This is a genomic window from Thermococcus camini, assembly GCF_904067545.1.
Taxonomy (GTDB): Archaea; Methanobacteriota_B; Thermococci; order Thermococcales; family Thermococcaceae; genus Thermococcus; species Thermococcus camini.
Map to the genome: position 1 here is coordinate 246,941 of NZ_LR881183.1, position 25,342 is coordinate 272,282.

24 protein-coding genes are annotated in these 25,342 nt (G+C 53.0%); 13 read left to right on the forward strand and 11 right to left on the reverse strand.

Annotated features, from left to right (window positions below):
* The first annotated feature begins 97 nt into the window (after positions 1-97).
* The 13 genes from purD (at position 98) to TIRI35C_RS01210 (ending at position 11,802) form a co-directional block, all read left to right on the forward strand.
* Positions 98-1,414 (forward strand): phosphoribosylamine--glycine ligase, encoded by a 1,317-nt coding sequence (gene purD, locus TIRI35C_RS01150; protein ID WP_188202917.1) that lies wholly within the window; start codon positions 98-100, stop codon positions 1,412-1,414.
* A gap of 10 nt (positions 1,415-1,424) precedes the next feature.
* Entirely contained in the window at positions 1,425-2,567 is a 1,143-nt protein-coding gene (locus tag TIRI35C_RS01155; protein WP_188201434.1) for a formate--phosphoribosylaminoimidazolecarboxamide ligase family protein, read from the forward strand.
* A gap of 10 nt (positions 2,568-2,577) precedes the next feature.
* Positions 2,578-2,820, forward strand: coding sequence for a phosphoribosylformylglycinamidine synthase subunit PurS (gene purS / locus TIRI35C_RS01160; protein ID WP_188201435.1), 243 nt, complete (start codon positions 2,578-2,580; stop codon positions 2,818-2,820).
* A 1-nt stretch (position 2,821) separates the two neighbouring features.
* Positions 2,822-3,493, forward strand: coding sequence for a phosphoribosylformylglycinamidine synthase I (gene purQ, locus TIRI35C_RS01165; protein ID WP_188201436.1), 672 nt, complete (start codon positions 2,822-2,824; stop codon positions 3,491-3,493).
* A 21-nt stretch (positions 3,494-3,514) separates the two neighbouring features.
* On the forward strand, positions 3,515-4,639 hold the full coding sequence (locus TIRI35C_RS01170) for a hypothetical protein (protein WP_188201437.1): 1,125 nt from the start codon (positions 3,515-3,517) through the stop codon (positions 4,637-4,639).
* Between the two features lie 18 nt (positions 4,640-4,657).
* Positions 4,658-5,866 carry a hypothetical protein gene (locus tag TIRI35C_RS01175; RefSeq protein ID WP_188201438.1) on the forward strand — a complete coding sequence of 403 codons (1,209 nt, stop codon included), beginning with the start codon at positions 4,658-4,660 and terminating at the stop codon, positions 5,864-5,866.
* Positions 5,867-5,980: 114 nt separating this feature from the next.
* Positions 5,981-8,122, forward strand: a complete 2,142-nt coding sequence (purL, locus tag TIRI35C_RS01180; protein ID WP_188201439.1) for a phosphoribosylformylglycinamidine synthase subunit PurL — start codon at positions 5,981-5,983, stop codon at positions 8,120-8,122.
* The gene (locus tag TIRI35C_RS01185) at positions 8,119-9,114 is read left to right on the forward strand and encodes a formate--phosphoribosylaminoimidazolecarboxamide ligase (RefSeq protein WP_188201440.1); all 996 of its coding nucleotides are present in this window, start codon (positions 8,119-8,121) and stop codon (positions 9,112-9,114) included. Before purL ends, TIRI35C_RS01185 begins: the two co-directional genes overlap by 4 nt.
* Positions 9,115-9,183: 69 nt before the next feature.
* Complete coding sequence (gene guaA / locus TIRI35C_RS01190) at positions 9,184-10,107, forward strand: glutamine-hydrolyzing GMP synthase (RefSeq protein ID WP_188202918.1); 924 nt, start codon at positions 9,184-9,186, stop codon at positions 10,105-10,107.
* A 41-nt stretch (positions 10,108-10,148) separates the two neighbouring features.
* Entirely contained in the window at positions 10,149-10,358 is a 210-nt protein-coding gene (locus TIRI35C_RS01195; protein WP_167893194.1) for an antitoxin family protein, read from the forward strand.
* Positions 10,355-10,801, forward strand: a complete 447-nt coding sequence (locus TIRI35C_RS01200) for a type II toxin-antitoxin system VapC family toxin (RefSeq protein ID WP_188201441.1) — start codon at positions 10,355-10,357, stop codon at positions 10,799-10,801. Before TIRI35C_RS01195 ends, TIRI35C_RS01200 begins: the two co-directional genes overlap by 4 nt.
* A complete protein-coding gene (locus TIRI35C_RS01205) occupies positions 10,798-11,364 on the forward strand; it encodes a GMP synthase subunit A (RefSeq protein WP_188201442.1) in 567 nt (188 codons plus the stop codon). The genes TIRI35C_RS01200 and TIRI35C_RS01205 overlap by 4 nt, the downstream gene beginning before the upstream one ends.
* A gap of 162 nt (positions 11,365-11,526) precedes the next feature.
* Complete coding sequence (locus TIRI35C_RS01210; protein WP_188201443.1) at positions 11,527-11,802, forward strand: TonB-dependent receptor; 276 nt, start codon at positions 11,527-11,529, stop codon at positions 11,800-11,802.
* Here TIRI35C_RS01210 and TIRI35C_RS01215 read toward each other — a convergent pair.
* From TIRI35C_RS01215 to twy1, 11 genes are all read right to left on the reverse strand, one after another.
* Positions 11,757-12,503: a DUF2101 family protein gene (locus TIRI35C_RS01215; protein WP_188201444.1), complete on the reverse strand. Its 747-nt coding sequence runs from the start codon at positions 12,501-12,503 to the stop codon at positions 11,757-11,759. The genes TIRI35C_RS01210 and TIRI35C_RS01215 overlap by 46 nt on opposite strands.
* Positions 12,504-12,507: 4 nt before the next feature.
* A complete protein-coding gene (locus tag TIRI35C_RS01220) occupies positions 12,508-15,045 on the reverse strand; it encodes a DUF2341 domain-containing protein (RefSeq protein ID WP_188201445.1) in 2,538 nt (845 codons plus the stop codon).
* Positions 15,042-17,186, reverse strand: coding sequence for a TPM domain-containing protein (locus TIRI35C_RS01225; protein WP_188201446.1), 2,145 nt, complete (start codon positions 17,184-17,186; stop codon positions 15,042-15,044). Before TIRI35C_RS01225 ends, TIRI35C_RS01220 begins: the two co-directional genes overlap by 4 nt.
* The gene (locus TIRI35C_RS01230; RefSeq protein ID WP_246454639.1) at positions 17,183-18,670 is read right to left on the reverse strand and encodes a hypothetical protein; all 1,488 of its coding nucleotides are present in this window, start codon (positions 18,668-18,670) and stop codon (positions 17,183-17,185) included. The genes TIRI35C_RS01225 and TIRI35C_RS01230 overlap by 4 nt, the downstream gene beginning before the upstream one ends.
* Positions 18,667-19,110 (reverse strand): hypothetical protein, encoded by a 444-nt coding sequence (locus TIRI35C_RS01235; RefSeq protein ID WP_246454640.1) that lies wholly within the window; start codon positions 19,108-19,110, stop codon positions 18,667-18,669. The genes TIRI35C_RS01230 and TIRI35C_RS01235 overlap by 4 nt, the downstream gene beginning before the upstream one ends.
* A 13-nt stretch (positions 19,111-19,123) precedes the next feature.
* Positions 19,124-19,567, reverse strand: a complete 444-nt coding sequence (locus tag TIRI35C_RS01240; RefSeq protein WP_188201448.1) for a hypothetical protein — start codon at positions 19,565-19,567, stop codon at positions 19,124-19,126.
* Between the two features lie 2 nt (positions 19,568-19,569).
* Entirely contained in the window at positions 19,570-20,127 is a 558-nt protein-coding gene (locus TIRI35C_RS01245; RefSeq protein WP_188201449.1) for a class III signal peptide-containing protein, read from the reverse strand.
* Between the two features lie 40 nt (positions 20,128-20,167).
* Complete coding sequence (locus TIRI35C_RS01250; RefSeq protein WP_188201450.1) at positions 20,168-20,797, reverse strand: hypothetical protein; 630 nt, start codon at positions 20,795-20,797, stop codon at positions 20,168-20,170.
* Positions 20,790-21,944 carry an FtsZ/tubulin family protein gene (locus TIRI35C_RS01255; protein WP_188201451.1) on the reverse strand — a complete coding sequence of 385 codons (1,155 nt, stop codon included), beginning with the start codon at positions 21,942-21,944 and terminating at the stop codon, positions 20,790-20,792. Before TIRI35C_RS01255 ends, TIRI35C_RS01250 begins: the two co-directional genes overlap by 8 nt.
* A 7-nt stretch (positions 21,945-21,951) precedes the next feature.
* Entirely contained in the window at positions 21,952-24,177 is a 2,226-nt protein-coding gene (locus TIRI35C_RS01260; protein ID WP_188201452.1) for a terpene cyclase/mutase family protein, read from the reverse strand.
* A gap of 83 nt (positions 24,178-24,260) precedes the next feature.
* Positions 24,261-25,262 (reverse strand): 4-demethylwyosine synthase TYW1, encoded by a 1,002-nt coding sequence (gene twy1 / locus TIRI35C_RS01265; protein WP_188202920.1) that lies wholly within the window; start codon positions 25,260-25,262, stop codon positions 24,261-24,263.
* Between the last annotated feature and the right edge of the window lie 80 nt (positions 25,263-25,342).

Consider the following 25,342-nt stretch of genomic DNA (forward strand, 5'->3'; position numbering starts at 1 on the left):
CCGGGTTCAATTTGGATTCTACCCTTATAAATTTGCCGCTTTAATGTAAAAATAAACCTTAAAAAGCGAATTTTTTGACAGATAAATGGTGAAGTTCATGAGGGTTCTGCTCGTTGGTGGTGGTGGAAGGGAGCACGCGATTGGAAATGCCCTGGTGAGGGGTGACGCGGAACTTTACGTCGTTTCGAAGCACAGAAATCCTGGACTGGCAAGGCTCGCGAAGGGCTACGGTTTAGCCAAGGAAACGGACGTCGAGAAGGTCTTAGACTACGCTGAAAAGTTTGGCGTTGAGCTGGCCTTCATCGGTCCGGAGGCACCACTTGCGAGGGGCATCGTTGATCTGCTCGAAGAGAACGGGATTCCGGCGGTCGGCCCGAGCAGGGAGGCGGCGAGGCTCGAAACCGACAAGGCCTTCGCGAGGGCCTTCATGGAGCGCAACGAGATTCCGGGAAGGAAGCTCTTCAGGGTTTTTAGCGATGTTTCCGAGATGCGCTCGTGGATAGACGACTTTGGAAGGCCGGTCGTTGTGAAGCCTATCGGTCTCACCGGGGGAAAGGGTGTTAAGGTGGTCGGCTATCAGCTGAGGGACAACGAGGAGGCCAAGGCCTACGCCGGGGAGCTGATCAAAAAGGACGGTAAGGTTCTGATTGAAGAAAGAACCGACGGTGTCGAGTTCACCTTCCAAGTCTTTACCGATGGGAAGAGTGTCATTCCAATGCCCCTTGCGCAGGATTACCCCCACGCCTACGAGAGCGACGAAGGCCCGATAACCGGCGGAATGGGCAGCTACTCCTGCGCGAATAGCTTACTTCCCTTTGTTTCGAGAGAAGACTACGAGAAAGCCCTTGAGACGCTGAAAGCGACCGTTGAAGCCATGAGAAAGAACGGAACGCCCTACAGGGGAATCCTCTACGGCCAGTTCATGCTGAGCAAAGACGGGCCGATTCTCATAGAATACAACGCCCGCTTCGGCGACCCTGAGGCAATGAACGTCCTCCCGCTTCTCAGGACGAGCCTGCTTGAGGTAGCCGAGGGAATCGTGGACGGCAACCTACGAGGAGCGGAGTTCGAAAACAAAGCCACTGTCGTCAAGTACCTCGCACCGAGGGGCTATCCAATGAACCCTGTTAAAGGCGTTAAGGTCGAGGTGGACGAGGAAGCTATCGCCGAAACCGGGGCGAAGCTCTACTACGCGTCCATTGACGAGAACTTCACGCTCCTCGGCTCCCGCGCCATAGCGGTCGTTGGAATAGCCGAAACTCTGGAGGAAGCGGAGAGGATAGCGCAGAGCGCCATCGGCCACGTGAAGGGCGAGCTCTTCTACCGTAGGGACGTTGGGACGCGGAGAAGCGTGGAGAAGAGAATACGCATCATGAAGGAGTTTGGAAAGGAGTTCGAGCCCAACGCTTGCTGAGGTGGTTGAGATGATAAGCCGTGAGGAGATTTTGAGCGTTCTCGAAAGCTATGATCCAGAGAAAATCACCGTTGGGGTAATCGGGAGCCACTCCGCGCTGGATATAGCAGATGGAGCAAAGGAGGAAGGCCTTCCCGTCCTGGTGGTTGCCCAGCGAGGCAGGCACAGGACCTATGCGGAGTACTTCAGGCTTAGGAAGACGAAGGACAACCTCACCAAGGGCTTCATTGACGAGGTTCTTATCCTAGAGAAGTTCGCCCAAATCATCGACGTTCAGGGGGAGCTGGTAAAGAGGAACGTCATCTTCGTGCCAAACCGCTCCTTCGTGGTCTACACGGGCATTGACAGGGTTGAGAACGACTTCAGAGTTCCTCTCTTCGGGAGCAGGGACCTCCTCAGGAGCGAGGAGAGGAGCGAGGAGAGGAGCTACTACTGGCTCCTTGAGAGGGCCGGGCTCCCTTACCCTGAACCCGTTAAACCAGAAGAGATTGACGAGGTCGGTCTCGTCATCGTCAAGCTTCCCCATGCCAAGAAGAGGCTTGAGCGCGGCTTCTTCACGGCTGCTTCCTACAGGGAGTTCCGTGAGAAGGCTGAAAAGCTCATCAAGCTCGGCGTAATCACCGGGGAAGACCTCGCCAAGGCCAGAATCGAGCGCTACATCATCGGCCCGGTTTTCAACTTCGACTTCTTCTACTCCCCGATTGATGAAGAAATAGAACTCCTCGGTATAGACTGGCGCTTCGAGACGAGTTTGGACGGCCACGTAAGGCTTCCCGCTTCCCAGCAGCTGACACTGCCGGAGCACCAGTTCGAGCCGGAATACACCGTAACCGGCCATGCCTCTTCAACCCTCAGGGAGTCCCTTCTCGAGAAGGTCTTCGATATGGCCGAGAGATACGTTAAGGCCACGCAGGAATACTATCCACCCGGAATCATCGGGCCCTTCACGCTCCAGACGGCAGTGGATAAGGACCTAAACTTCTACATCTACGACGTGGCGCCGAGAACGGGCGGCGGAACCAACATCCACATGGCGGTGGGTCACCCCTACGGCAACGCCCTCTGGAGGAAGCCGATGAGCACAGGAAGGAGAATCGCCCTTGAGATTAAGCGCGCGGTTGAACTTGACGAGCTTGAGAAGGTAATCACATGAGGTGGTGCCGATGAAGTGGAGGGTTACCGTCATCGTTCGCCTCAGGGAGGGCCTCAACGACCCGGAAGGGAGGGTCATAGGAAACGCCCTCAGGAACCTCGGCTACGCGGTTGAAAACCTGCGAGTTCCCAAGTACTTTGAGTTTGAGCTGGAGAGCGAAGAGCCAGAGCAAGAGGTCGAGGAGATGTGCAGAAAGCTCCTCGCTAACCCGCTCATTCACAGCTGGGAGTACAGCATCGAGCCGGTGAGCTGAGATGGTTCGCTTTGCTGTGGTGGTGTTTCCGGGAACCAACTGCGACTTCGAGACCGAGAGGGCCATAAGAAAGGCCGGTGCCGAGGCCGAGCGCGTCTGGTATAAAACAAGCCTCAAGGATTTCGACGGCGTGGTTTTGCCTGGCGGCTTCAGCTACGCTGACTACCTAAGGGCTGGAGCGATAGCGGCGAGACAGGAGATAATGGAAGAGGTTAAGGAGTTCGCCCGCGAGGGGAGACCCGTTCTCGGGATATGCAACGGCTTTCAAATCCTCACCGAGGCAGGTCTCCTTCCGGGAGCACTGAGGCCGAACAAAAATCCAAGGTTCCTCTGCAAATGGGTTCATCTCCGCGTTGAGGACACCCAAACGCCGTTCACTTCCCTCTACGAGCCCGGCGAGGTTATCAGGATGCCGATAGCCCACGCGGAGGGCAACTACTACGTAGACGACCCCTCGAAGGTCAGAATTGTCTTCCAGTACAGCGACGAGAGAGGAAATATCACAGAAGAAGCAAACCCCAACGGCTCTTTGGCAAACATAGCAGCTATAACTAACGAGAGGGGCAACGTCCTCGGAACAATGCCCCACCCTGAGAGAGCCAGCGACCGCTTTTTGGGCAGTGAGGACGGATTAAAGCTCTTCAGGAGCATGGTGGAGTGGGCGAGGAGATAGATTTTTTATTTTCTATAGATAATGTTCGACTTCGTCATTATTTTAAAGAGCAACAAAATTACGATTTTTAACAAAAACTTTATATATTTGGATACAGCAAAAGATGTGAAAGATTACCAGGGGGATCTCGTAATGGGAGAGAAGATATTATGTTTAATGCTCGGATTGCTGGTGTTAGGGGTTATGTTCAGTATTGTGAATGCTACAAGTGACGTACAGAGGTATTCCAATGTAAGCCTTGATCGTACAGAGTTGGATTTGATACAAAAAGAGCAATTTGACCCAAAGATGAGGGAGTATTACAGAATTCTTAGGCTCATGGAGTTGAATGGCATCAACACTGAAGACTTTCTCTTAATGCTGGAGAAAAGAATTAGAAAAACTCACGAGCAGATAACTACAGATGAAGCAATAACCTTAGCCAAGCAGTATTATCAACAAAAAACAGGCAGAAGATTCGATTATCGTATTTTGAAGATTCTCGAAATAGGCGAATCCCTTAAACCCATGGGTTCAACAGAAGTTGATACGATTTATGACATTTACAATCCTCCCACGAAAATATATGTTCAAACACGTACTAAATTAAAATTTGATATCTTAGACGCTCAATATGTGGGGATGGCAACGTACGTCCACATAAAGCCTCAGTTTCAAAGTCTCCATGGATACAAGGCGCATTATGACTACACCTGGCAGAGTTATTATAGTCCAGAAGACGAAAAGAACTGGGTCATTAATGATCTGAAAAAGAAATACGGAATCCAAGAATACATGATAGAGAAGGTGCACATAAAATACTTTATCAATGCTAAAGCCAGAAAAGTGTATTATGAAGGACTAACTGTGGGGGTTAGTATGGGCACTACAATAGCGGGATACGTTGAATATAATTACAGCTGGATTGAACTGTGGAGTGAGGCTAATTATTACCCTGACTCAAAAACTTGGAGCAATGTAGGATATCCCAACGATTGGGAAGGAGGGGTAGAGAAAATTAGAAATAACATGGAGGTACATACAAGCGCTGGATATGCAATGGTGGGTTATACTCCATATCCAGCATTTTCTTATAGAGAATTCGGAGCTGGTTCTGAGACACATATACCTCTGAAAATTTATTCCAGCATATGGCATCAGCAGTAAATTCATAGGTGAGGTATGATGAAAAAAAAGTACTTGATGCTTTTATTTTTACCTTCTATCCTTATACTTGCATTGTGGCCTGTCAGCACACCTACACCTAACACGGAGCATTATGAGGGATACACTCTCATAGCCTATCCCTTCTCGAAGATCGATGACGTTGAGGTATCTCCCGGCGGTATAATTGTGCGTTCGGGCGGAAGTACATACCTAATAAGAAGAGGGTATGTTAAGGGGTATCGCACTGGACACGAGAAAATACTCGGAAACGTTGGGGATTATCTAGTAACCTATTTGAATTACAAAGTCCATCTAAAGCGCTCCAATGGCATCATACTAAACGATAAATGGTCCAAATCGGTGAAGTTGGGCAGTTCCGTGGCCGTAGGGAATGATTTTGTTGTTACTGCAGAACATGATGACAGGGATCTCAAAGTTGATGTCCTCTTTTACTTCCCCGAGAACGGTGAAACCAAAAAATACTCCTTCAAGAGCGATCGGAGGGGTACGACTCCCAGGGTGGTGGCGGCCGGCGAATATGCAGTTGTCAGTGTACCCTACACCTGGAGGCTCTACTACTTCAAAGGGGGCGAACTCCTTTGGCAAGGCTCTCTTCCGGTGGAGTGTGGTTACGAGGAGTATCCGGTTTTCTCGCTTCACATTGAAGAAAACGGGGCCGGCTATGTCATCTCAAGCGAGGGCAAAGCGTTCGTGTACTTTAATGAGAGCGGTTTTAGAAGCGTGGAAATTAACGAGAGATACTGCCTGCGATTTTCTGATGAGGAGAAGAATATAACGGTGATAAACACGGTGGAAGTTTTTAATGGTTGTTTTGCTGCCCTTGTATTGTACAGGAGTCTGGAGGGGGGTCTGTACTTTTACAACGCGAGCAACGTGCATCACATTGAAAACTACACGTTCAAAGCTGGGCCTACTTTTAATTTTGTGGTCTCCTCAAAGTACCTCTTAGCCATTTACAAGGATCATGTATCGATTTTTAACTGCAGCGGTGAAGTGATGAGGATTGATGGAAGGTACGATGAGGTGTATTCCCTGGACGAAGATTTCGTCTTGGTGAGCTATAACGGGAATGAGACCTCGTTTTACCTGCCCTTCGCGAATAAAACCCTCAAGCTCGGCTCATTTAAGGTGGTTGGGTCTCATAACTGGGATATAGTTGGGGTAAGGGGAAGCGAGCTCGTTGTCATGAAGATAGAGAATCCCTAATCTTCGCTGTCACTAAGAAACGCTGGGTGATTTTTGTTTGCCATTTTTCTGTCAAAATAAACCTTAAAAACAAAACTTTTTTACACTAATTCGTCAATTAATGGAGGGTTCACGATGTTCCCCCACGAGGAGAAGCTCATCCGCGAGCGCTTGAATAGAGAGCCGAATGAAATAGAAAAGGCGATGCTCGAAGTTATGTGGAGCGAGCACGCCTCCTACAAGTCGAGCAGGCCCTGGCTTAAGCTCCTTCCGACCGAGAACGAGCACGTGATTTTGGGCCCCGGCGAGGACGCCGGGATAGTGAAGTTCGACGACGAAACGTGGGTGGTCGTTGGAATCGAGAGCCACAACCACCCCTCGGCTGTGGAACCCTACGGTGGAGCGGCAACTGGAGTAGGTGGAATCGTCAGGGACATACTCTGCATGGGGGCAAGGCCGATAGCGCTCCTCGACCCGATACGCTTTGGGCCCCTTGAGAAGGAGAGAAACAGATACCTCTTCGAGTACGTGGTGAAGGGAATAGCCGACTACGGCAACAGGATAGGGGTTCCGACCGTCGGCGGGGAAACCGAGTTCGATGGGAGCTTGGATAACTACACGCTCGTTAACGTCGCCTGCGTTGGGATTATGAGACCCGAGCACCTCGTCCACAGCTTTGTCGGTGAACCGGGTCTTAAGTTAATCCTCGTTGGAAACAGAACCGGAAGGGACGGAATTCACGGAGTTACATTCGCGAGCGAGGAACTCGGAGAGAACGCGGAGGAGGAAGACCGCTCCGCCGTCCAGATTCCCGACCCCTTTGTGGAGAAGCTGTTGATTGAGGCAACCCTTGAGGCTGTTTACACAGGTAAAGTGAAGGCCCTAAAAGACCTCGGCGGTGGCGGTTTAACCTGCGCCGCCTCCGAGATGGCCGGCAAGAAGGGCTTTGGGGCAATAATCCATGCCGACAGAGTCCCGCTCCGCGAGCCGGGGATGAGAGTCACCGAGGTCATGATTTCCGAGAGCCAGGAGCGGATGCTCTTCGCGGTAAAACCGGAGGACGTGGAAGCAATCGGCAGAATCTTCGACAAGTACGAGCTTGAGTGGACTGTAATCGGCGAGACGATTGAAGAGCCCCGCTTTGTGGTTTACTGGAAGGGCGAGAAGGTCGCCGACCTGCCGAGTGAGCTTTTAGCTGACGTTCCGACTGTAGAGTGGGAGATGAAACCCTACAGCGCCGAGAAGCCGGTTGAAATCCCCAATGTTCCCTTCGAGAAGGCCTTCGACCTCGTCTGGGGCAGTGAAAACATACTCAGCAAGCGCTGGGTCTGGGAGCAGTACGACCACGAAGTTCAGGGGAGAACCCTTCTCAAGCCCGGGAGAGATTCAGCAGTTCTCAAGCTCAACGATGAATACGGTTTGGCGTTTGTATCGGACGGAAACCCTGATCACAGCTACCTGAACCCCTACCACGGTGCTATGGGAACGGTTGCAGAAGTTGTAAGGAACCTCGTCAGCGTTGGAGCCGAACCATTGGCTCTGGTGGATAACCTCAACTTCGCCTCCCCGGAGAGGCCTGAAGTATACTGGAGCTTCATCGAAACAGTCAGGGGGTTGGCAGACGCCGCTAAGGCCTTTGGCCTGGCCTACGTGAGCGGCAACGTGAGCTTCTACAACGAAATCGCTGGAAGGCCGATAAAGCCGACCCCCGTCGTTGCCGGTCTCGGAAAGGTAAAGCTTGAGGAAATCCCTGAGATGGGACTGAGCGGCGGACTGCTCATAGGCATCGTTGGCCTCACAAGGCCCGAACTCGGCGGCTCAGAGCTCTACAGGGTTCTTGGGGTTGAGGGCGGCTTTGCACCCCGTGTAGACCTTGAGGTCGAGAGGGCCAACGCCGAGGGGATTCTGAGGGCCATACGGAATGGTCTCGTCAAGGCTGTTCACGATGTTGGCAGGGGCGGAATAGCCGTTGCCCTGGGGGAGATGGCCGTAGCCGGGGAGGCGAGCTTCACCGCCGACCTCGCGAGGGTCCCTGCCGGGACCTCGAATCCAATAGAGGTTGCCTTCAGCGAAAGCCACGGGCGCTACATCGTTGCCTTCCCCGAGGGGAGCCTCGATGCACTTAAAGCCATCTTCAAACACTTTGCAGTCATTGGAAGGGCCGGCGGAAACGAGGTAACCTTCCTCTGGAACGGGAAGGAGCTTCTCAAGAAGTCTTTGTCGGAGCTTAAAGCGGTTCATGAGTCCCTGCCCAAGCTGATGGGTGAGGAGGAATGAGAATAGCGACCTACGCTTCACACTCGGCCCTTCAGATTTTGAAGGGGGCCAAGGACGAGGGCTTCGAGACGGTGGCCTTCGGAAAAGCCCGGGTCAGACCGCTCTACACGAAGTACTTCCCGGTGGCTGACCGTTTCATTGAGGGAACTTATCCGGAGGAGAGGCTGCTTGAGCTGAACGCCATCGTCATTCCTACTGGCTCCTTCGTCGCCCACCTCGGAATCGAGCTGGTCGAGAAGATGCGCGTCCCATACTACGGAAACAAAGAAGTCCTCAGGTGGGAGAGCGACCGCTCGCTGGAACGGAAGTGGCTCGAGAAGGCGAAGCTTCGCCTTCCGAGGGTTTACGAGGATCCAGACGACATAGACGGGCCGGTCATAGTCAAGCCCCACGGGGCGAAGGGGGGAAAGGGCTACTTTTTAGCTAAGAGCTCCGAGGACTTCTGGAGAAAGGCAGAAAGACTGGACATCAGGGACAAGGAGGACCTGGCAGGGATTCAGATTCAGGAGTATGTCCTCGGCGTTCCTGTTTATCCCCACTATTTCTACTCGAAGCTCAACCGCGAGCTGGAGCTGATGAGCATTGACAGAAGGTACGAGTCCAACGCCGACGCGATAGGAAGGATTCCTGCCAGGGAACAGCTTGAGATGGAGTTGAACACCAACTACACGGTGATAGGCAACATCCCGCTCGTCCTGAGGGAGAGCCTGCTGATGGACATCATCGATGCTGGTGAAAGGGTTGTGGAAGCGGCGGAGAAGCTCATGGGCGGTCTATGGGGCCCCTTCTGTCTTGAAGGGGTCTTCACCGAGGAGCTTGAGTTCGTCGTCTTCGAGATTTCCGCCAGGATAGTCGCTGGAACAAACCCCTTCGTCCACGGCTCTCCCTACAGCTGGCTCCGCTACGACTACCCGGTCAGCACCGGGAGGAGAATAGCGATGGAGCTTAGGCAGGCCATCGAGGTAGGGAGGCTCGACGAAATTTTGACGTGAAACTGTCTAATTCCCGCTCGGATAGGTTTATAAATTGACGTCCGAATGGTTGGCAAAAAGGTGGTGCTCATGTGGGAGAGGTTCATCGAGGAGAAGGTTGAGGAGATTAGGGAAACGGTCGGCGATAGTAGGGCAATAATAGCGCTCAGCGGTGGCGTTGACAGCTCGACGGCTGCAATACTCGCCCACAAAGCGATAGGCGATAAGCTCCACGCGGTTTTCGTGAACACAGGCTTCATGAGGAAGGGCGAACCTAAATTTGTTGTCAAAACATTCCGAGACGAGTTCGGCCTTAACCTGCACTACGTCGATGCCGGTGAGAGGTTCTTCAGTGAGCTTAAGGGCGTCACCGATCCCGAGGAGAAGAGGAAGATAATCGGCAGGGTCTTCATCGAGGTGTTTGAGGAAATCGCGAGGGAAATTAACGCTGATTCCCTAATCCAGGGAACGATAGCCCCGGACTGGATCGAGAGCAAGGGCAAAATCAAGAGCCACCACAACGTTGGAGGACTGCCCGAGAGACTCAACCTCAAGCTCATCGAGCCCCTCAGAGACCTCTACAAGGACGAGGTAAGGGAATTAGCCAAAGAACTCGGTTTACCTGATAAGATATACAGCAGAATGCCCTTCCCAGGGCCCGGTTTGGCAGTTAGGGTTCTCGGTGAGGTGACACCCAAGAGGATAGCGATAGTCAGGGAGGCGAACGCGATAGTCGAGGAGGAAATCGAGAAGGCCGGACTTAAGCCGTGGCAGGCCTTCGCCGTCCTGCTCGGGGTTAAGACCGTTGGTGTCCAGGGCGACATAAGGGCCTACAAGGAAACAATAGCAGTTCGCGTCGTTGAGAGCCTCGACGGAATGACCGCCAATGCCATGAACGTCCCCTTCGAGGTCCTCCAGAGGATAGCCTTCAGGATAACGAGTGAGATACCCGAGGTCGGAAGGGTGCTTTACGACGTCACCAACAAACCGCCGGCGACGATAGAGTTCGAGTGAAAGCTTATTTACCTTCACTTCCAATTTTACCCGGTGAGATCATGGGAGAAATTATCGAAGTGATTTACGAAAACGGCGTGCTGAGACCCCTCAAGCCCCTCAAGCTGAAGGAGGGCCAGAGGCTCAGGGTGAGGGTTTACAGCGATGACTTCCTCAAACTGGCAAGGGAGATGAGACGGGAAGTAACACCTGAGAAGTTCAGGGAGGATCCAACAGACTACCTGCTCCGCCTGCGGGAGGAGGAAACATGAGGGTTGTCATTGACACTTCAGTTGTTTTCCACTTGTTCTCGGATTTTTACCCCAAGCGAACTGAAATTGCCGAAAGGGTTATCGAGAACGCCCAGCTTGGGGTGATTGAACTCTATGCTCCAAGGCTCGGCGGGGTTGAGTTCACGGCCGTTCTGTCCAGGTATTTTGACCGAAAATCCGTTGAGAGGGCTTTAGGCCACTACTCGGAAATTGTTATCTGGGTCCCCGAGGAGCTGATAATGGAGGATTTAAAGGAGGTGGCCTTTCAGACGCATCACAAGGCGTCTGACATATACTTCATCGCAACTGCCCGTTACCTTGATGCGGTTTTGATAACCAACGATAGAAAGATGTCTGACCTGGCCAAGTCCCTCGGTCTGAGGGCCTTCTATCTGGTTGAGGAGTATGGTGAGTTCTTCAAACTCCTGGAGGTGGATGAATGATAGTTATAATGGACAACGGGGGTCAATACGTCCACAGGATTTGGAGGACTTTAAAATACCTCGGCGTTGAGGCCAAGATAATCCCCAACACGACGCCGCTTGAGGATATAAAGGCGATGAGGCCGAAGGGCATCATCTTCTCTGGCGGTCCGGACATCGAGAAGACCGGCAACTGCTCCGCTATCTTGGAGCACTACGACGAGTTCAACGTTCCAATCCTTGGCATCTGCCTCGGTCACCAGCTCATAGCGAGGCACTTCGGCGGAAAGGTCGGAAGGGGCGAAAAGGCCGAGTACAGCCTCGTTGAGGTGGAGATACTGGAGGAAAACGACATCTTCCGCGGGCTTCCGAAGAGGCTCAAGGTCTGGGAGAGTCACATGGACGAGGTGAAGGAGTTGCCACCTAACTTTAAGCTCCTCGCGAGGAGTGAGACCTGCCCGGTCGAGGCCATGAAACACGAGAGCCTGCCGATATACGGCGTTCAGTTCCATCCAGAGGTCGCTCACACGGAGAGGGGGGCGGATATATACCGCAACTTCGCAAGGCTCTGCGGAGAGTTCTAGTCAGCTATTCGGTCCTCTCCTCATCTTTTATCGGCAACGGGTTTACTCATCATAGCTCGCTCATTGCTTTCGGGCAATCTTGAAAATCCCTGCCTGTTACGTTCCAGGATTGCAAATTAGAAAACTTTTTAAAGTTTAGTTCTTACTATCTTTGGTGATAGCTTGGGGCACACGGTCTACTACGTCACCAGGATTGATAGGTGGGAGGAGTTCAGGGGGTTCCTGGGGAAGATCTGCGAAGGGCTTGGCTTCCGTCTTGTTGGGGGAGATGACTACGTTCTAATCCTTCCTGAATGCTACGGTGTCGAGCCCCTGAAGATAAAGAAGAACGGCGAGGGATTTGTCAAGACGAACCTCATTGAGCCCTGTCACTCGATATATCTACTCGTGCTTCACTCGGCTTCTTCCTTTGGTTCGGTTGAGGTCTGGGAGGACTGATCCGTGAGGTAGACCTCTATTATCCTTACCGGAACCGCTCCCTTGAGCTTTCTGTCTTCCACCACGAGCTTCACTACCCTGCCTACTTCGAGGTCTTCAACGGCATCGACCCAGTAGTGGCCGGGCTTGACGTTCGCCGCTATATCGTCGTGCACAAAGACCCTGACGACGTCGCCCTTGATCTCCTCAACAACGCCGTAAGTGTAGTCCCTCCCGTATCTCTCCTTGAAGTACCAGCGGAACGCCATCACCGCCGCGAAGACCACCAGGAGGTAGCCATAGTAGTAGTAAACCGAGGTAGCGACCCTTCTCACGAGGGTGTAGCCAAGGAACGCGGCCAGGGTTACGGCCGAGATTCCGTAGTAGAATGTTCTGTACGGTTGGGGGTCTATGAAGAAGTCCCTGTTTTTCAGGAGGGTATACCGGAGGTATACGACGTAGGCCGCTCCAACGGCCGCTATCCATATTGGGCTCAGCCGAAGGAGTAGCATTGCCAGATTGGCAAAGAGGTAAAGGAGAAACGCCACCTGGAGCCTTAAGCTTAGGAACTCGTGAACGGTTAGCGGTTTTTTGGTGAGCCTCTTCATCAGACTGAAGTTCGGTGGTCTTTCCCCGGAAGTGGGAAAAAGAAACCCCCTGACCTTGGCACCGGCTGAGTACACCGATTCACCAATACGGTAGAGGAAATCTTCCAGCCCCATGATTTCACCTCTTCAGCAGGTCGTTTGCCCCTTCAGCTCCGAAGATGGCAACGGCCGTCCCATAGTCCATGAAGAACGGGACCTCTCTCGGGTTGTGCAGATTGGGATTCGGATTGTTCGGGTCTTCGTAGGAGATTCCCCACACACGATAGCCCGTACTGGAGATAACGTCCCTCGACTTGAAGTAGTGGTTCAGGAAATTGTAGTCAGCACTGGACACTCCCTCTTCCGGGGCGATTTGGAGACTGACGAATATATTGAACAGCTTCTCGTCGTAGACCCTGTGGGGTATCGTGAAGCTGACGAGGCCTATCGGGTAGTACTCGTTGCCATACTTTATTCCCATCTCATCCTGCATCCTCTTCGCGAGCCGTACGTAGCCTTCGTGGTTGCGATTGCTGTTCTCCAGCCTCTCGAAGAAGGACCATCCGGAGTAAGTTCCAAAGTATCTCTGATCCATGAGGCACTCCACGAAGGGCTGGAGGTCGTAGGCCCTAGCCGGGACGGTCTTTACTGTAGTTTGGGATTGGGAGTACTGTTCTATTGTGGCATATGAAATATCCGGATCTATAGATGGATATTTGCGAACGAAGATCCAGTCAAAGTGCGCACCGCCACCCATGTAACCGCTGACTAATCCAACGGCTCCTTGGCTGTATGAGCTTTGTGCATCATGTTTGTCGCTTATAAGTGTGTTGTCCAAGTAATACCGGGCATATCCTGGCCGATAGAATTCGACCTTTACTATGTGCCAGTTTCCGTTTTTAGGCGTCGTTCTGGCGGTATCATCGTTGAATCTCTCTTGCCAATCTAGCGAATCCGCAACTAGTGAAGTTGATGCCCCCCACCCCGTGTCTCCATAGTCAATGAGTGCCCCATAAAATTCATCCCACTTCTGGAATGCGAATAGAACCCCAATTACATCGTTATCGAGGTCGCGGGGATTGTTTCTCATTCTGGCCTCTATAATTATAGGGGCTGCGAATGTTCGGATTGAGACCAACCCATATGCTTTGTTGGAGGTATCTGACTTTAGGATCCCGTTTTCTACTGTCCATGTGCCCGGGCCTGTATTATGCCCGTTATCCCCAGCAACGGAAGTGTTTGTCCATTTAGTGGAATCTATAGTATCCCTGTTAAAATCTTCAAAAAATATGAAAACGTCCTCTCCATTTCCTTTTACTGGTTCTGCGCTATTCCCAAAGTACAGCTGTAACTTAGTGGAGCCTCTCCGGGGTATTGAAGTGCGTATCCAGATTAGCGCTTTTCTATTTTGAACATCCCAATATTCTATCCAGAATGGAACTGGGTTGCAGTTTGAATCATATATCCTTATGGATGCATTTGTGGTGTATGGGTCTTCCCCTGAGGCCTGGGTATTTCTGAAGATGGCTCTTAGCAACTGGGGTGAGAATCCTTTGGCGGTGCTCAGCAGTATCGGTATCTGGTAGTCGTCAAGGTCTTCACCCGCGTTGTTGGTCACGGTTATGTTTAGCCTGTACTCAAGGCCGGAGCACCAGTTGGTTGAGCCGCTACCCGACGTTTCATCGAATGCTAGGACTCCCAAATCTCCGGTTTTAAAGACTCTGGAAGGATCGGCCAGATCTCCTCCTTCGGTCAGGCTTGTGTTCACTATCATCGGGGTGGATGGATCCGTGGGCGTTCCGCTCTTTATGACATATGCTGAGGCACCATCGCCGGGGTATACGTTTCCGAAGAAGATGTTCCCGAGATCGGTGGTCTTGGAATAGACACCTGGGTAATGGTACACGTTGCTGGCCCCATCTCCGTAGAGAACTTTTATAGGTCTGTCTATTAGCTCGGGATATGTGTAGTTGCACGGCCTTATGGATCTGAAGTACCTCCCACCGGTTAAGGCCGAGAACATTGGGTCCTCCAGTTCCTCTATCGACACGATAGAGTACACGTAACCGTCCCTCGGAATCGTGCCCTGATAAACGACGTTATTCGCCGAGTCATATATCTTGACGTTGTTTATTCTGGCCTTCACAACTATCCTGAACGAGTCCAGGGGGGCGACGGTTATATCAACGTTCTTTCGAAGGAATTCTTTTCTACTCTCGCGGCTCATGCCGGCCACGTCTGAAATGGCGGTATCGTCTACCTCCAGTGTGTATCCCTGCTTGTCAAGTTCGGAGGAGATATTGAGCAGCCATCTAAATACTGTCTGATCCTTCATCAGCTTGTCCGCGTACTGCTGACTCACACCCTGTGCCTCTTCGACCAGCATCAGGTCCCGTATGGTGATGTTGGCAGGGCTGCTGGAGGCGCTCAGGAAGTTCCCGGTGCTTGCTATGTAATCGACTACTGTTACCACCGCCCTCTTCCCGGATATCTCCAGGGTTCTCTGGAAGTCCATCTCGATGTATGATACTACCCTGTACGTCCTCTCGACCTGCATCCTCTCGCTCTGATAGAAGACTATTTGGGAGGATACGTCCTCATAAGTAGCCAGGAGGAGTATGAGGGGTATGATTAGGAGTATGACCGTGGAGTTTATGATGTAGGCTCTCCTTCTCATCCGCCTTCCCTCCAGACGCGAAGGGTTATCGATATCGGCTCAAAGAGTCCAGGTATGTTCCCCATGGAGACGAAGTCTATCCTAACGCTCTCCGGCAGGTCAACGTCTATCGGGTTGTTCTGGGAGCCGTCGAAGGGCTGGCTCTTCCACCCGTTGGGGTCTGTGTCTGCCAGGAAGTTGAGGTTGTTGAACAGCCGAAGTATGGCATCATCGACCGCGTATCTGGTTGGGTCGAGGTCGTCCACAGTTATGTCAAGGTAGGGGGAGTCGCCTATCAGTATTGTGCGCTCGTACGTACCGCCTCCCTTGGAGTAGTAGTACGTAAGCCGGTACCCATTGTAGCCGGGATATCCCTGGAGGGGCTTTGGAAAGACGTCTCCGTAACCCGCATAGCCCTCTATGAAGTAGTTGATTATTGCCCTGCTCTCACCATTTCTGAATCCGTACTGGTATGAGTCCGAGCTTTCAGCCACGTAGGTGTTTGACTGGCCTGGCACCATCATGTTATCGTTCAGCTGGGAGTATCCGACCCTTATCATGTAGATATCGGAATAGTCATCGTAGAATACCTGGCCGTTTTCGGACAGCGTCGTCGTTGCGGTGGGGGTAAAGGTTGTGAACTGGATGGCCGTCCATACGTCAACGTACCAGGGGATGGACTTGGGGGGCAGGTTGTATGAGAAGCTCATCCTTTGGCATCTTATTCCATAACAGGTACCACCGTAGCTTATCTGGTTGTAGTCCTTGAATATGGAAAGAGGTATCGCGTACCTGCTGACTACAGTCCTTGGAACGTAATCTATCCGTATCCACGACTGTCCGTTTCCGTAGAGGCGCCTTTCCTTGCCAGTGGTATTGTATATGAAATACCTGTGTTGCGCATCCCATTCGGCGTCAAGGGCGATTACGATCTTGAAGTACGTCTTGGACAGGTCGTTGAGGCTGAACCCCCACTCGGTCAGGTTCTGCTCAATTTCCTGTGCGCTTATATCTACTGTCTGTACTCCCGTGGGAGAAACATTCCTATATGCAATCCAATAGTTGTTTGAACCGTATGAGTAGTAGATGTTGATATTTCTGACCCCTTCTGTGACGAGATGTAGTGATATTCCCGTGATGTTTCCTGGTGCAAAGAGGGCATTGAGGTAGTATATTCCTGTGTGGCTTGTAACGTCGTACAGTTCCCCGTAACGTCTCACCGGATCAAAGAGCTGAAAGCTTGTAGTGTTGGTGGAGTATTTTACGTACATCAAGGAACCGCTACCGTATCCCAGCTCGTAGCAGTACCTGGTACTGTAACGGGTTGAAAATGTGGCCGTTAGAACGTTATCTCCGCCCTGCAGGTATCCTTTGATGTTGTTATAGTAACCAGTGCTCAGGGAATGTCCGTTTAGGTCAAAGGATGATGTCTGATATCCTGTTCTTGCTACAAGCCTAATGTCAGCTTTTTCTATGTCTGCATCGTTTGGAAGTCTGAAGTGACTCTGGACCGTTAGCGTGTTAGCCCGGGCCCTTCCGTATTCATCAGCATAATGGCATCTTGCCAGAACCCTCTGTATGCCGAAGATGTCCTGCCTTGTGTACTCCGCCTTTGTCAGAAACGCCCTCGCCATGTAGCCTCTCGGGGTCTGGTTGTAGGCGTAGCCGCTTATGAGAAGAGTGGCAGGGATGACATCCGGGGCGGTTGAGGAGTCGGAACCGGTCTTCTTAAGGTACGGGCTGGTGTAGTCGTTTATCATCATCTCGTAGTTGTATCCCTTCAGGGTGTTGTTGAGGACATAGCCCATTATTATCTCGGCCTTGTGTTTGAGATCGACGCCGGGGTAGAGCGGGTCCGTGGCCCAGTAGGTTGAGACTATGTCTATCGGCGACATGTCCGGCGTTACTAGCGTCGTGTTGAGGATTGGATCAGAACCGCTCGTCCACTCCTCCAGCTTCTCCGGCGGCACGAGCTCCCTCAGCGGCACGGTTCTCAGCATCGTTAGGGTGTCCTCGGCCAGGTACTTGCTCTGGGAGCGCATGTAGGTCGAGTACACCTGACTTGATGTGCTGGTCACCTGCACCATGCTTACCACGAACATAGTGACCAGAAGTATGGCAAGGACCGCGTCAAGGGTGAACACGAAACCCCGTCTCCTCATGGCTCATCCCACACGCGAAGTCTTAATACCGCCAGACTCGTCTGGGGTTTCATCAGGGTGTTTAGGCCGCTGAGGTCGGTTACGGTTAGGGAATCAACGTTGCTCATCTTGTACACCCACACGTACACGTCGAGGTTCTCACCGGGTTTAATCGTGGTCAGGAAGTCCTTCCAGGGTATGATGATGTAGTCCGGACTCTGAGATGAGTAGTACTTCACTATGGTGTTCCCGTTTATGGTCTGATTTATAATTGCCCTCATGATGGGGTCGGATTGACCGCGGTACGCCGCCATAACGGAGTAGCCCGAGACGTTCGTGCCCCTCAGCCAGGCCACCATTACTATGTAGCCGGGATTATCGAACTGGACCTTGAGGCTCATGTATTCAGGTATTGGATTGTATATTGTTCCAACGTACAGCTCCTCTGGAAGGCTGGAAGGCGCTACTGTGTACTGGCTGGAGTACACGAGCTTGCTTATAGGAACGCGCCTCTCGGAGTAGGTCACCCAGGGCGACCTGTCCATCGAGGCCTTTATCTCGTCCGCGTCGTTCACGAACTCGCCGTTAATCAGGGTGATGTTGTAGTCTGCGTGGGTTACCTCGGTTGCGTACACATACCTTATGTTGAGGTCCGAAGATGATACTCCTCCCTGCTGACCCCACCAGATCGTGCCGGACCACGTTGTCCAGACCGGGTTTCCGGGTTTGTATGGTATCCAGATCTTGTACGTTCCGTCACTCAGCTTCGTCCACCCTATTAGGAGATATCCTGTATCCACATCGATATGGACGACAACCCCTGAGGGTATATCGTACCTGCTGGGCTGGCCTGATCCGGGTTCATGTACTATAACCCTGACGTTGGTGTTGTCGCTGGTCAGCTTGAACACAAAGCTCTCCCCGGCAGTTATGTTTATTACGTGGTCTATATTTCCGGTTCCCTCTTCATCTGACCTCTCCGGGTTCATCCACTCCGCTATCACAGGCCTACCAAAGGCGAAGCCGTTTGTCTGGGATATTGAAACCTGGCTTTCCGCTTCTACGTCCACGGAGCCCTCTGTGTTGGGTGGAATGACCGTTACATCACCGCTGATCTCAATCTTCGTAAGGAAAAGGCCGAGGCTGAAGTCTCTCCCCATGCTGAGGTTGATCAGTGCCCCTTTGAGGGCGTCGTCGTTGTCCAGGTAGGCGTTGTTGAGAGCCTCCACCTTCTTGAAATCAATTGTGTCGGGATAGGACGGATTTTCAAGACCCAGATGGATGAGAGTGGAGGGATCAGCCTCCCAGTCCTCCGGGTCCCCGGGAGTTTTTACCAGGATATCCAGAATGTCGTCTCCAACGTTGCTCCTCTCGTACCAGCCCACCATCGTGGTTATCTCGCCCTTTAACGCGGTTGAGGTTGTACTGACCATACCAAGGATCATTACCACCATTACGAGAGACAGCATCGCGTCCAGTGAGAACATCTGACCCCTTCTTCTCATGCTCTCACCACTTTTACTTTGATAACAACCTTCTTGTCCCCGTAGTAGAGGGTTCCCCCGCTTAGCTTTGCGTCGCTGTGGGCAACTAAGTCGCGGGTTATGAAGGTTTTTATTCGCCACGCAATCCCGCCATTCTTCAGGTCGATCTTTCCCGAGTACTCTATCCTGACGTTTATCGTTATGGTATCTCCGCTTTCGCTTGACTTGACGGAAACAACGCGGAAAGATTTGGAGGTGTAGTTTGAGGCCGTGATAATCCTATTGAGAACGCGGTACTGGTTGTCGTTTGTTATGGCCCCGGAGTTGAGGTATGCGCATGCACTCGTGGCGGAGTTCCTGACGTACGTTACCAGGGATGCACTTCTGTTTTCGTCAAGATAGGAGGGGGTTATAATAACTATCCCTGTTAGAATTATCCCTATTATGAAGAGAACTTCCACCGAGGTCTGACCCCTACGGCGATGTCTGGAGCTCGACATACGTCTTTCCCTCCTCCTCTCTGGCCACTATCCATATCTCGTCCCTGGTTGGGTTGAGCTGTATCGAATCGTCCTGGTATATCGGGACGGGGCTTTTCTGGACTACCGTATACCGTTTTCCCCCGATTACTCCAATCACCGTTATCGTATTGTCCTCGGCTTTTAGTCTCACCACTATCCTCTCTCCACTCTTGAGGGGGAACGGTGAGGTTTTCCTCACGCTGAATCCATTCCCGCTTGCATAGACCTTGGCCACGGTGTCCCTGATGTCCACCGAGAACACCTTGAGCCTCGCGGTCACGTCAAAGGTTTCGGCGTTGCCCTTCTCGCTCGTGGCTATGTAGACCACGTTGAGCATCGTTATCATCACAAGCGTAACCGCGAACAGAAAGTCAAGGCTTATCTGGCCCTTTCTCATCTTCACCCACCGGGGTTGATGTTTATCGTGATTTCCAGGTAGCTGCCGACGACCCTAGCATTCCAGTCCTCGTCCCTGCTCGGGTCCCACTCAACGATTATCCTGACGGACTTCGCCGGAAGGCCGTCTGGGAACACTATGCCCTTCCCCACAGAGGTGTACGGCATCTCGGTCAGAACGGTGTTCTTTTCCTCGTTACCTACGTCTGCTGTTCTTAGCTGATCCCCGACGCCAACGAACACAAAGCTGTTCGAGGCCCCGACGCTCACCTTGGCCGAGCCAGAGGCCTTCTGGAGGTAATCAGGCTCGGCGAGGTAGGTGACCTTCACGTATGTGGTCGATTTTGCCCCAGGTCCCTGGGCGTAGACCTGGGCTATCGTACCCGCTATCGCGTTGGCGAGGCTCTTTTCCTCTAGGAGGATCTGCATTTTAAGGGTCTCCGTTGAAGTCGAACCCTGCTGGAACGTGATGCTGTTGACTGAGTAGAGCAAAAGTATGAGCATTATTCCGAACACAAGCATGAATTCCAGTGACACCTGGCCGCGTCTCGCAATCTTCATGTTTTCTCCCCTCACTACTGGTATATCTTTGAACATCTATTTAATGGTTGCCCTTGGATTTTTCGGCCGTTACTACTGCGAAAAGGCCCGTTCCGAGTTTTCTGGCCTCGATACCGAAGTAATCACCGCTAAATATTTTGAACTTGTAGCGCTCGGGCTGGAGGTTGTGTTTTCTGACGAGTTCACCCAGCTCGTCGATGAAAAACTGCGTGAGTTCGTAGTATATCAGGTCGGACCTATCCCTGCTGCGGTCGCGGATGAGAACCGCCAGCGGCAGCAGTGCCATGCCGAGAAGGACATAGGCCTGGCCGGTCATAACTGAAGCCGCGCCTGTGAGGACGAGTACCGCTGCGAGCAGAGCGTAGCCGAGTTTCTCTCTCTTTTTGAGCTCCTTCAGCTCCCTAACCTTTGCCTCCCAGATGTCGAGTAAAGCCGGGTTGTAGAAGTCAAAGGCGGTGTGACGCTTTCCCTTTGCCATCCTCTCCCTGATGAGGTCGTCCCAGTCGTCCTTGTAGTAGATAACTTCCCCGTGGAGCTTCGCCCTCTCGGCGTCAAGGGAGGAGATAATTCTGATTATGTCCTCGGCACTCTCGTGGGCAATATGGGAGTAGACCTCCTTCTCGTCAAGGTCGAGGGCCACTTCGACGGAGTCCTTCACAGGGTCAGTCATCCTTTTCCCTCCTCAGCCTCTTTGCCACCTCGTCCACGTCGGGGAACGTTCCCTCGTATACGTCACCGGCAGGATAAACATCGTCGAAATCCGGCAGGCCGCTCAGAAGCTCTCTCTTCCGGCTTTCCGCTTCCTCCTTTGCCCTCATAAACGACTGGGCGTAGTTTCTGGCGGTGATTATGATGTCCTCTATGCTCTTGCTGTCGTAGATGCCGCTGAGGAGGGTGACGACCTCGACGTCCCTCTCGCGGGGGTCCGGGTAGAAGCCGCGGAATATCTGCTTTCCCTTTATTTTGTTGGTGAGGTAGTCGAGCGCTTCAAAGATATCGCCGGCCTTCAGGACCTCAGGGGGGCCGTGAACCGCCACGAGGCCGTAGAGTGCGGACTCTATGTTGGCGTCGAGGTATAGTCCCTCGTTTTCGAACGATTTTATGATGAGGCGCGAGAGGCTCTTGACCCTGCCTGCCTCGGCCTTTGCGTACCCCACTGTGGCGAAGCTGCCGAATGCCTTGAGGACGAACTTCAGGTCGCTCGCGTCGAGGGTCTGCTCGCCGGGAACATCGACGAGCGCCAGGAGGGAAGCTATGCGCTCGACTATTGTATAGTTTATCCGCTCATAGGCGTGGGTTATATCGTCGCCGCTCCCGCGGAGCTTGTTGTTGTCTATGGCGATTATCGAGTCCGCTATCTTGGAGAGCTTATCTATCGTTATAGCGGCGTTGATTGTTGGTCTGATGCCCTCCTCCCTGAGGGGAAGGGCCCCTATTGCGACGACGAGGGAGTCGGGATACTCCTCCTTCAGGGCCTCCGCGAGGATGGGCGTCCCCCCGGCCCCGGTTCCGCCGCCGAAGCCAAAGGTGAGGAAGAATATGTCCACGTCCTCGTAGCCTATTATGGACCCTATCTTGCGCATCACAACGGGCAGGTCGCGCTTCATGGCCTCCCTGCCGAGTATGGGGTTGGCGTTGACGCCCTTTCCTCCGGTTATGCCCTCACCGATGAGTATCCTGCGCTCGTGGGGAACGTGCTTGAGGTATTCAAGGTCCCCACGGGAAGTGTTTATCGCAAGGGTTTCAAAATCAACAAGAGAAAAGAGGTCGGCGATTTTAGTTCCGCACTGACCGATCCCGATGATTAGAGCCCTCACTTCCCTATCACCCCACCGCTATTACTTCTATTCTTCCGTTCTCGATGACGAGCACCATTGCGCTTCCGCCGATGTACTTGATGAAACCTGTGGTGAAGACTTCCTTCGCTATCTCCCCGTTCTCAGGCTCGTAGAATACGAAGAGCACCACCCCTTCCGGCGTCTTGCCGGGTATGAGGACAACTGACTTGTTCAGCGGAACGGTGACGTTGCCGACGGTAACGTTATCGCCGTCTATGTGGAAGGGCAGGTACGGGTTGTAGGCCCTTATACTGTAGCCACTGAAGTTTGAGAGAACAATGTAGCTTCCCTCGCCGATTCCGGTGCCGTTGGCCGCGATGAAGCCGCCGCTGAACGTGTCGCTCAGGCGGTTCACTATTTCAGCCACGCTCTCGTTGTCCATATCCGGTGCGATGACCTCAAAGATGTCCCTGTCGAGCGCTGCCCTCACGTCGTTGAGGCTGACTGGGGGTATGTACTGGAAGCGGCAGAGGTAGAGCACAGCGTTCGCGGTCTCGATGGGCTTGTTCCTTATCAGCCCGCTGTCCCTGGCGTTCATCACGAAGTCGAGGGTCTCGGAGGTGTAGTTGTAGCCGTGCCTGAGGAGCAGGTCAGTGGCGCGTACGGTCAGCTCAACGCTCGGGGTTCCGGGGTACTCCCTGTTCTTCTGCCAGATGTAGTATGCCTTCCAGTAGGCCCAGCCGCCGTTTATTCTCTGGTCCATGAGCCACTGGAGATGGGGTTCAAGCTCTTCGGGGGTGGCCACATTCTCCAGGGCTTCAAGAACCGTTATGGTAGTCAGTACGTCCGGCTTGAGCATGTATGAGAAGTGATGGGTTGTGACATGGGTTCCCCAGCCGCCGTTGCTTATGCTGAGAAGCCACTCCTTGGCGGCCTGGATGAGAGGGTCGTTCGCGGGGACACCGAGGTCGAGGAGGGCCTTGACTGCCAGAGCCGTTTCGTAGGGCTGTGGGCCTAGGACGGTGTTGCCCCAGAGGCCGTAGTCAAGCTGGGCGTTTCTTATCAGTTCAACGGCACTGACCTTCTCCTCCTCGCTCAGCAGGCCGTAGTGGAGCAGGGTCTCGAGTGCATAGTAATAGCCGACGGACATTCTTCCGTTTTCCTTGACCCAGAGGGCGTCCTTCTCGAAGGCGTTTCTGGCCCACTTGAGGGCCTTATTGATGCTCTCGTTGGTGGGATAGCACTTTTCCAGCCCTAGGAGGGCGTAGTAGGTGGCCTTCTCGTTGCTCGGTTCATTGAGAACGAGCCCCCAGCCACCGTCGAGGTTTTGCATGTACTTGAGCTCCCTGCAGGGCATGGTGTACGGGTTGGTAACCTCACTTGGGATGGTGACCTTCAGAGGGTGAGACAGCGCCATCAGTGCGAAGGCGGTTGAGGATATGATCTCCGTCTGGGACATGAGGCTCGGGGTGTTCATCCAGTAGAAGATGTCGTCCGAGGACCTGCCCTCGTTTTCGAGCATTTTGAGCGCCCTTGCGACATCGAGATCTATGGGAGAGACCAGAACGAGGGCGTAGGTGAGCATAGCTCTCTCCTTGGTCTCAGGGGTCTCCTTGAGGAGGATGTCCTTGAGCTGATCTGCTACATCGCTCCCGAGGGGGTAGCCGGTGCTGTGGTAAGCTATGACCCTGAGGGCCAGGAATTCGTAATTTGAAATCTCGCAGGAGGAGGCGTTGACGCTCTCAAGGTATCTAATGGCGTCCCGGACGGTTCTGCTGTTGTAAGTGTAACCGTTTTCGCCAAGGGCCCAGAGGGCCACGACAGTTGGATAGCACGAGACTGGGGTTCCGGGGATGTACCCCCAGCCGTTCTCTTCTTTGGAGGCGAGGAGGTAGTCGATTCCAGAATCAATTGCCCCCTTGACGTCTCTCGCCTTCCAGACGTCCATCAGGGGGTACGCCCTGGTGAGTGCTATCACGGCGTAGGCGGTGTCAAGGACGTTGCTGGGTTCGTTGAAGTAGTGGCCCCAGCCCCCGTCCTCGTTCTGCTCCTTTAGAAGCTCGTCCACGAGGGCCTCGATGTCGGGAGTTACGTCCCAGTTCACATCATCGCGTGCCGAGATCAGGGCCATCAGTGCCAGGCTTACTTCCCTCGTCTCCTTTGTGCTCTGGGAAGCCCCGCTGAGAAACGTCACGGAGCCGTCTATCTTTCCGGCGCCAACGGCTGGAATCAGCATGAGAACAATCATTATCGTGGCCAGAACCTTCTTCATCACCTTACACCCCTAAGCAGATTCTAAGCGCCGAGAATAAATAAACTTTTTCCATATTCCTGCGGAGTAAAAAGAAAGAGCGGTCAGTGCTTTATGAATCTGCCGCCGATTCCGGTTCCGTGGGGATCAACGTCGTCGCGCATTATGAGCACGACCCTGCTCGGCTCGTATTCATCTTCGATGTGGTAGCCGGGCAGGTGCTTCACCAGCTCCTCGGCGAAGGCCTTAATCTCCTCGTGCCTCGGCATGTTGTTGATGGTGAGCCTGTTGCGCGAGAATCCGACGAACATGTAGGCTTTTGCCTCGACGAACATCGGGTTGGCGAGCTTTATCAGCTTCGCGTAGCCCTCCGGGTTGTGCATGTTCTCGCCCCTGACGAGGGTCAGCCTTACCACCGTCCTGGTCTGGGCATCATTCATGAGCCCCAGCGTCTCCTTTATCTTCTCCCATCCGTCCGGAATCATGGGGACGTTCACGCGGTTGTAGGTCCCGATGTCCGGAGCGGTGAGTGAGACATAGAGCTGGCTCGGCAGCTTGTCCTCTCCCTTCATCTCCTCGAGCCTCTCCGGAACGGTTCCGTTGGTGACTATGAACGTGGTAAAGCCTCTCTTGTGGAACTCCTCCACCAGGTCGCCCATGTAGGGGTACAGCATCGGCTCGCCGGATAGGCTTATGGCGGCGTGCTTTGGATTCCACGCCTCCTCGAACTTCTTCATGTTTATGCCGGGCATTCCCTTGTAGCCGACGAGGAGCTTGCGCTGGGCCTTTATGCTCTCCTCAACGATGAATGCCGGGTCGTCCCAGGGTTCTGGAAGCTCGGTCCCCAGGAAGCCCTCCATCGGGCGCCAGCAGAATATGCAGTTGTGGGTGCACCATGCCGTAACCGGCGTCATCTGCAGACAGCGGTGGGAGTGTATGTTGTAGAACTTCTGCTTGTAGCAGAAGCGGTCGTGCTTTATGCTCTCCTTGAGCCAGTGGCAGAGCTTCACACTGCTGTGCCTTCCTACTAAAGCGTAGTGCTGCTTCCTGAAGAGACTCGCTATCTCCTCCGGCATGTTAGGGTTGGACTTGAACGTTAACGCCATTAGCCTCACCTAATTCATCTCTCTGGGTTGGCTTTGGGAGAGCCTTTTAAAAAGGTGATGGGTCGGGTGTGTGGAATATT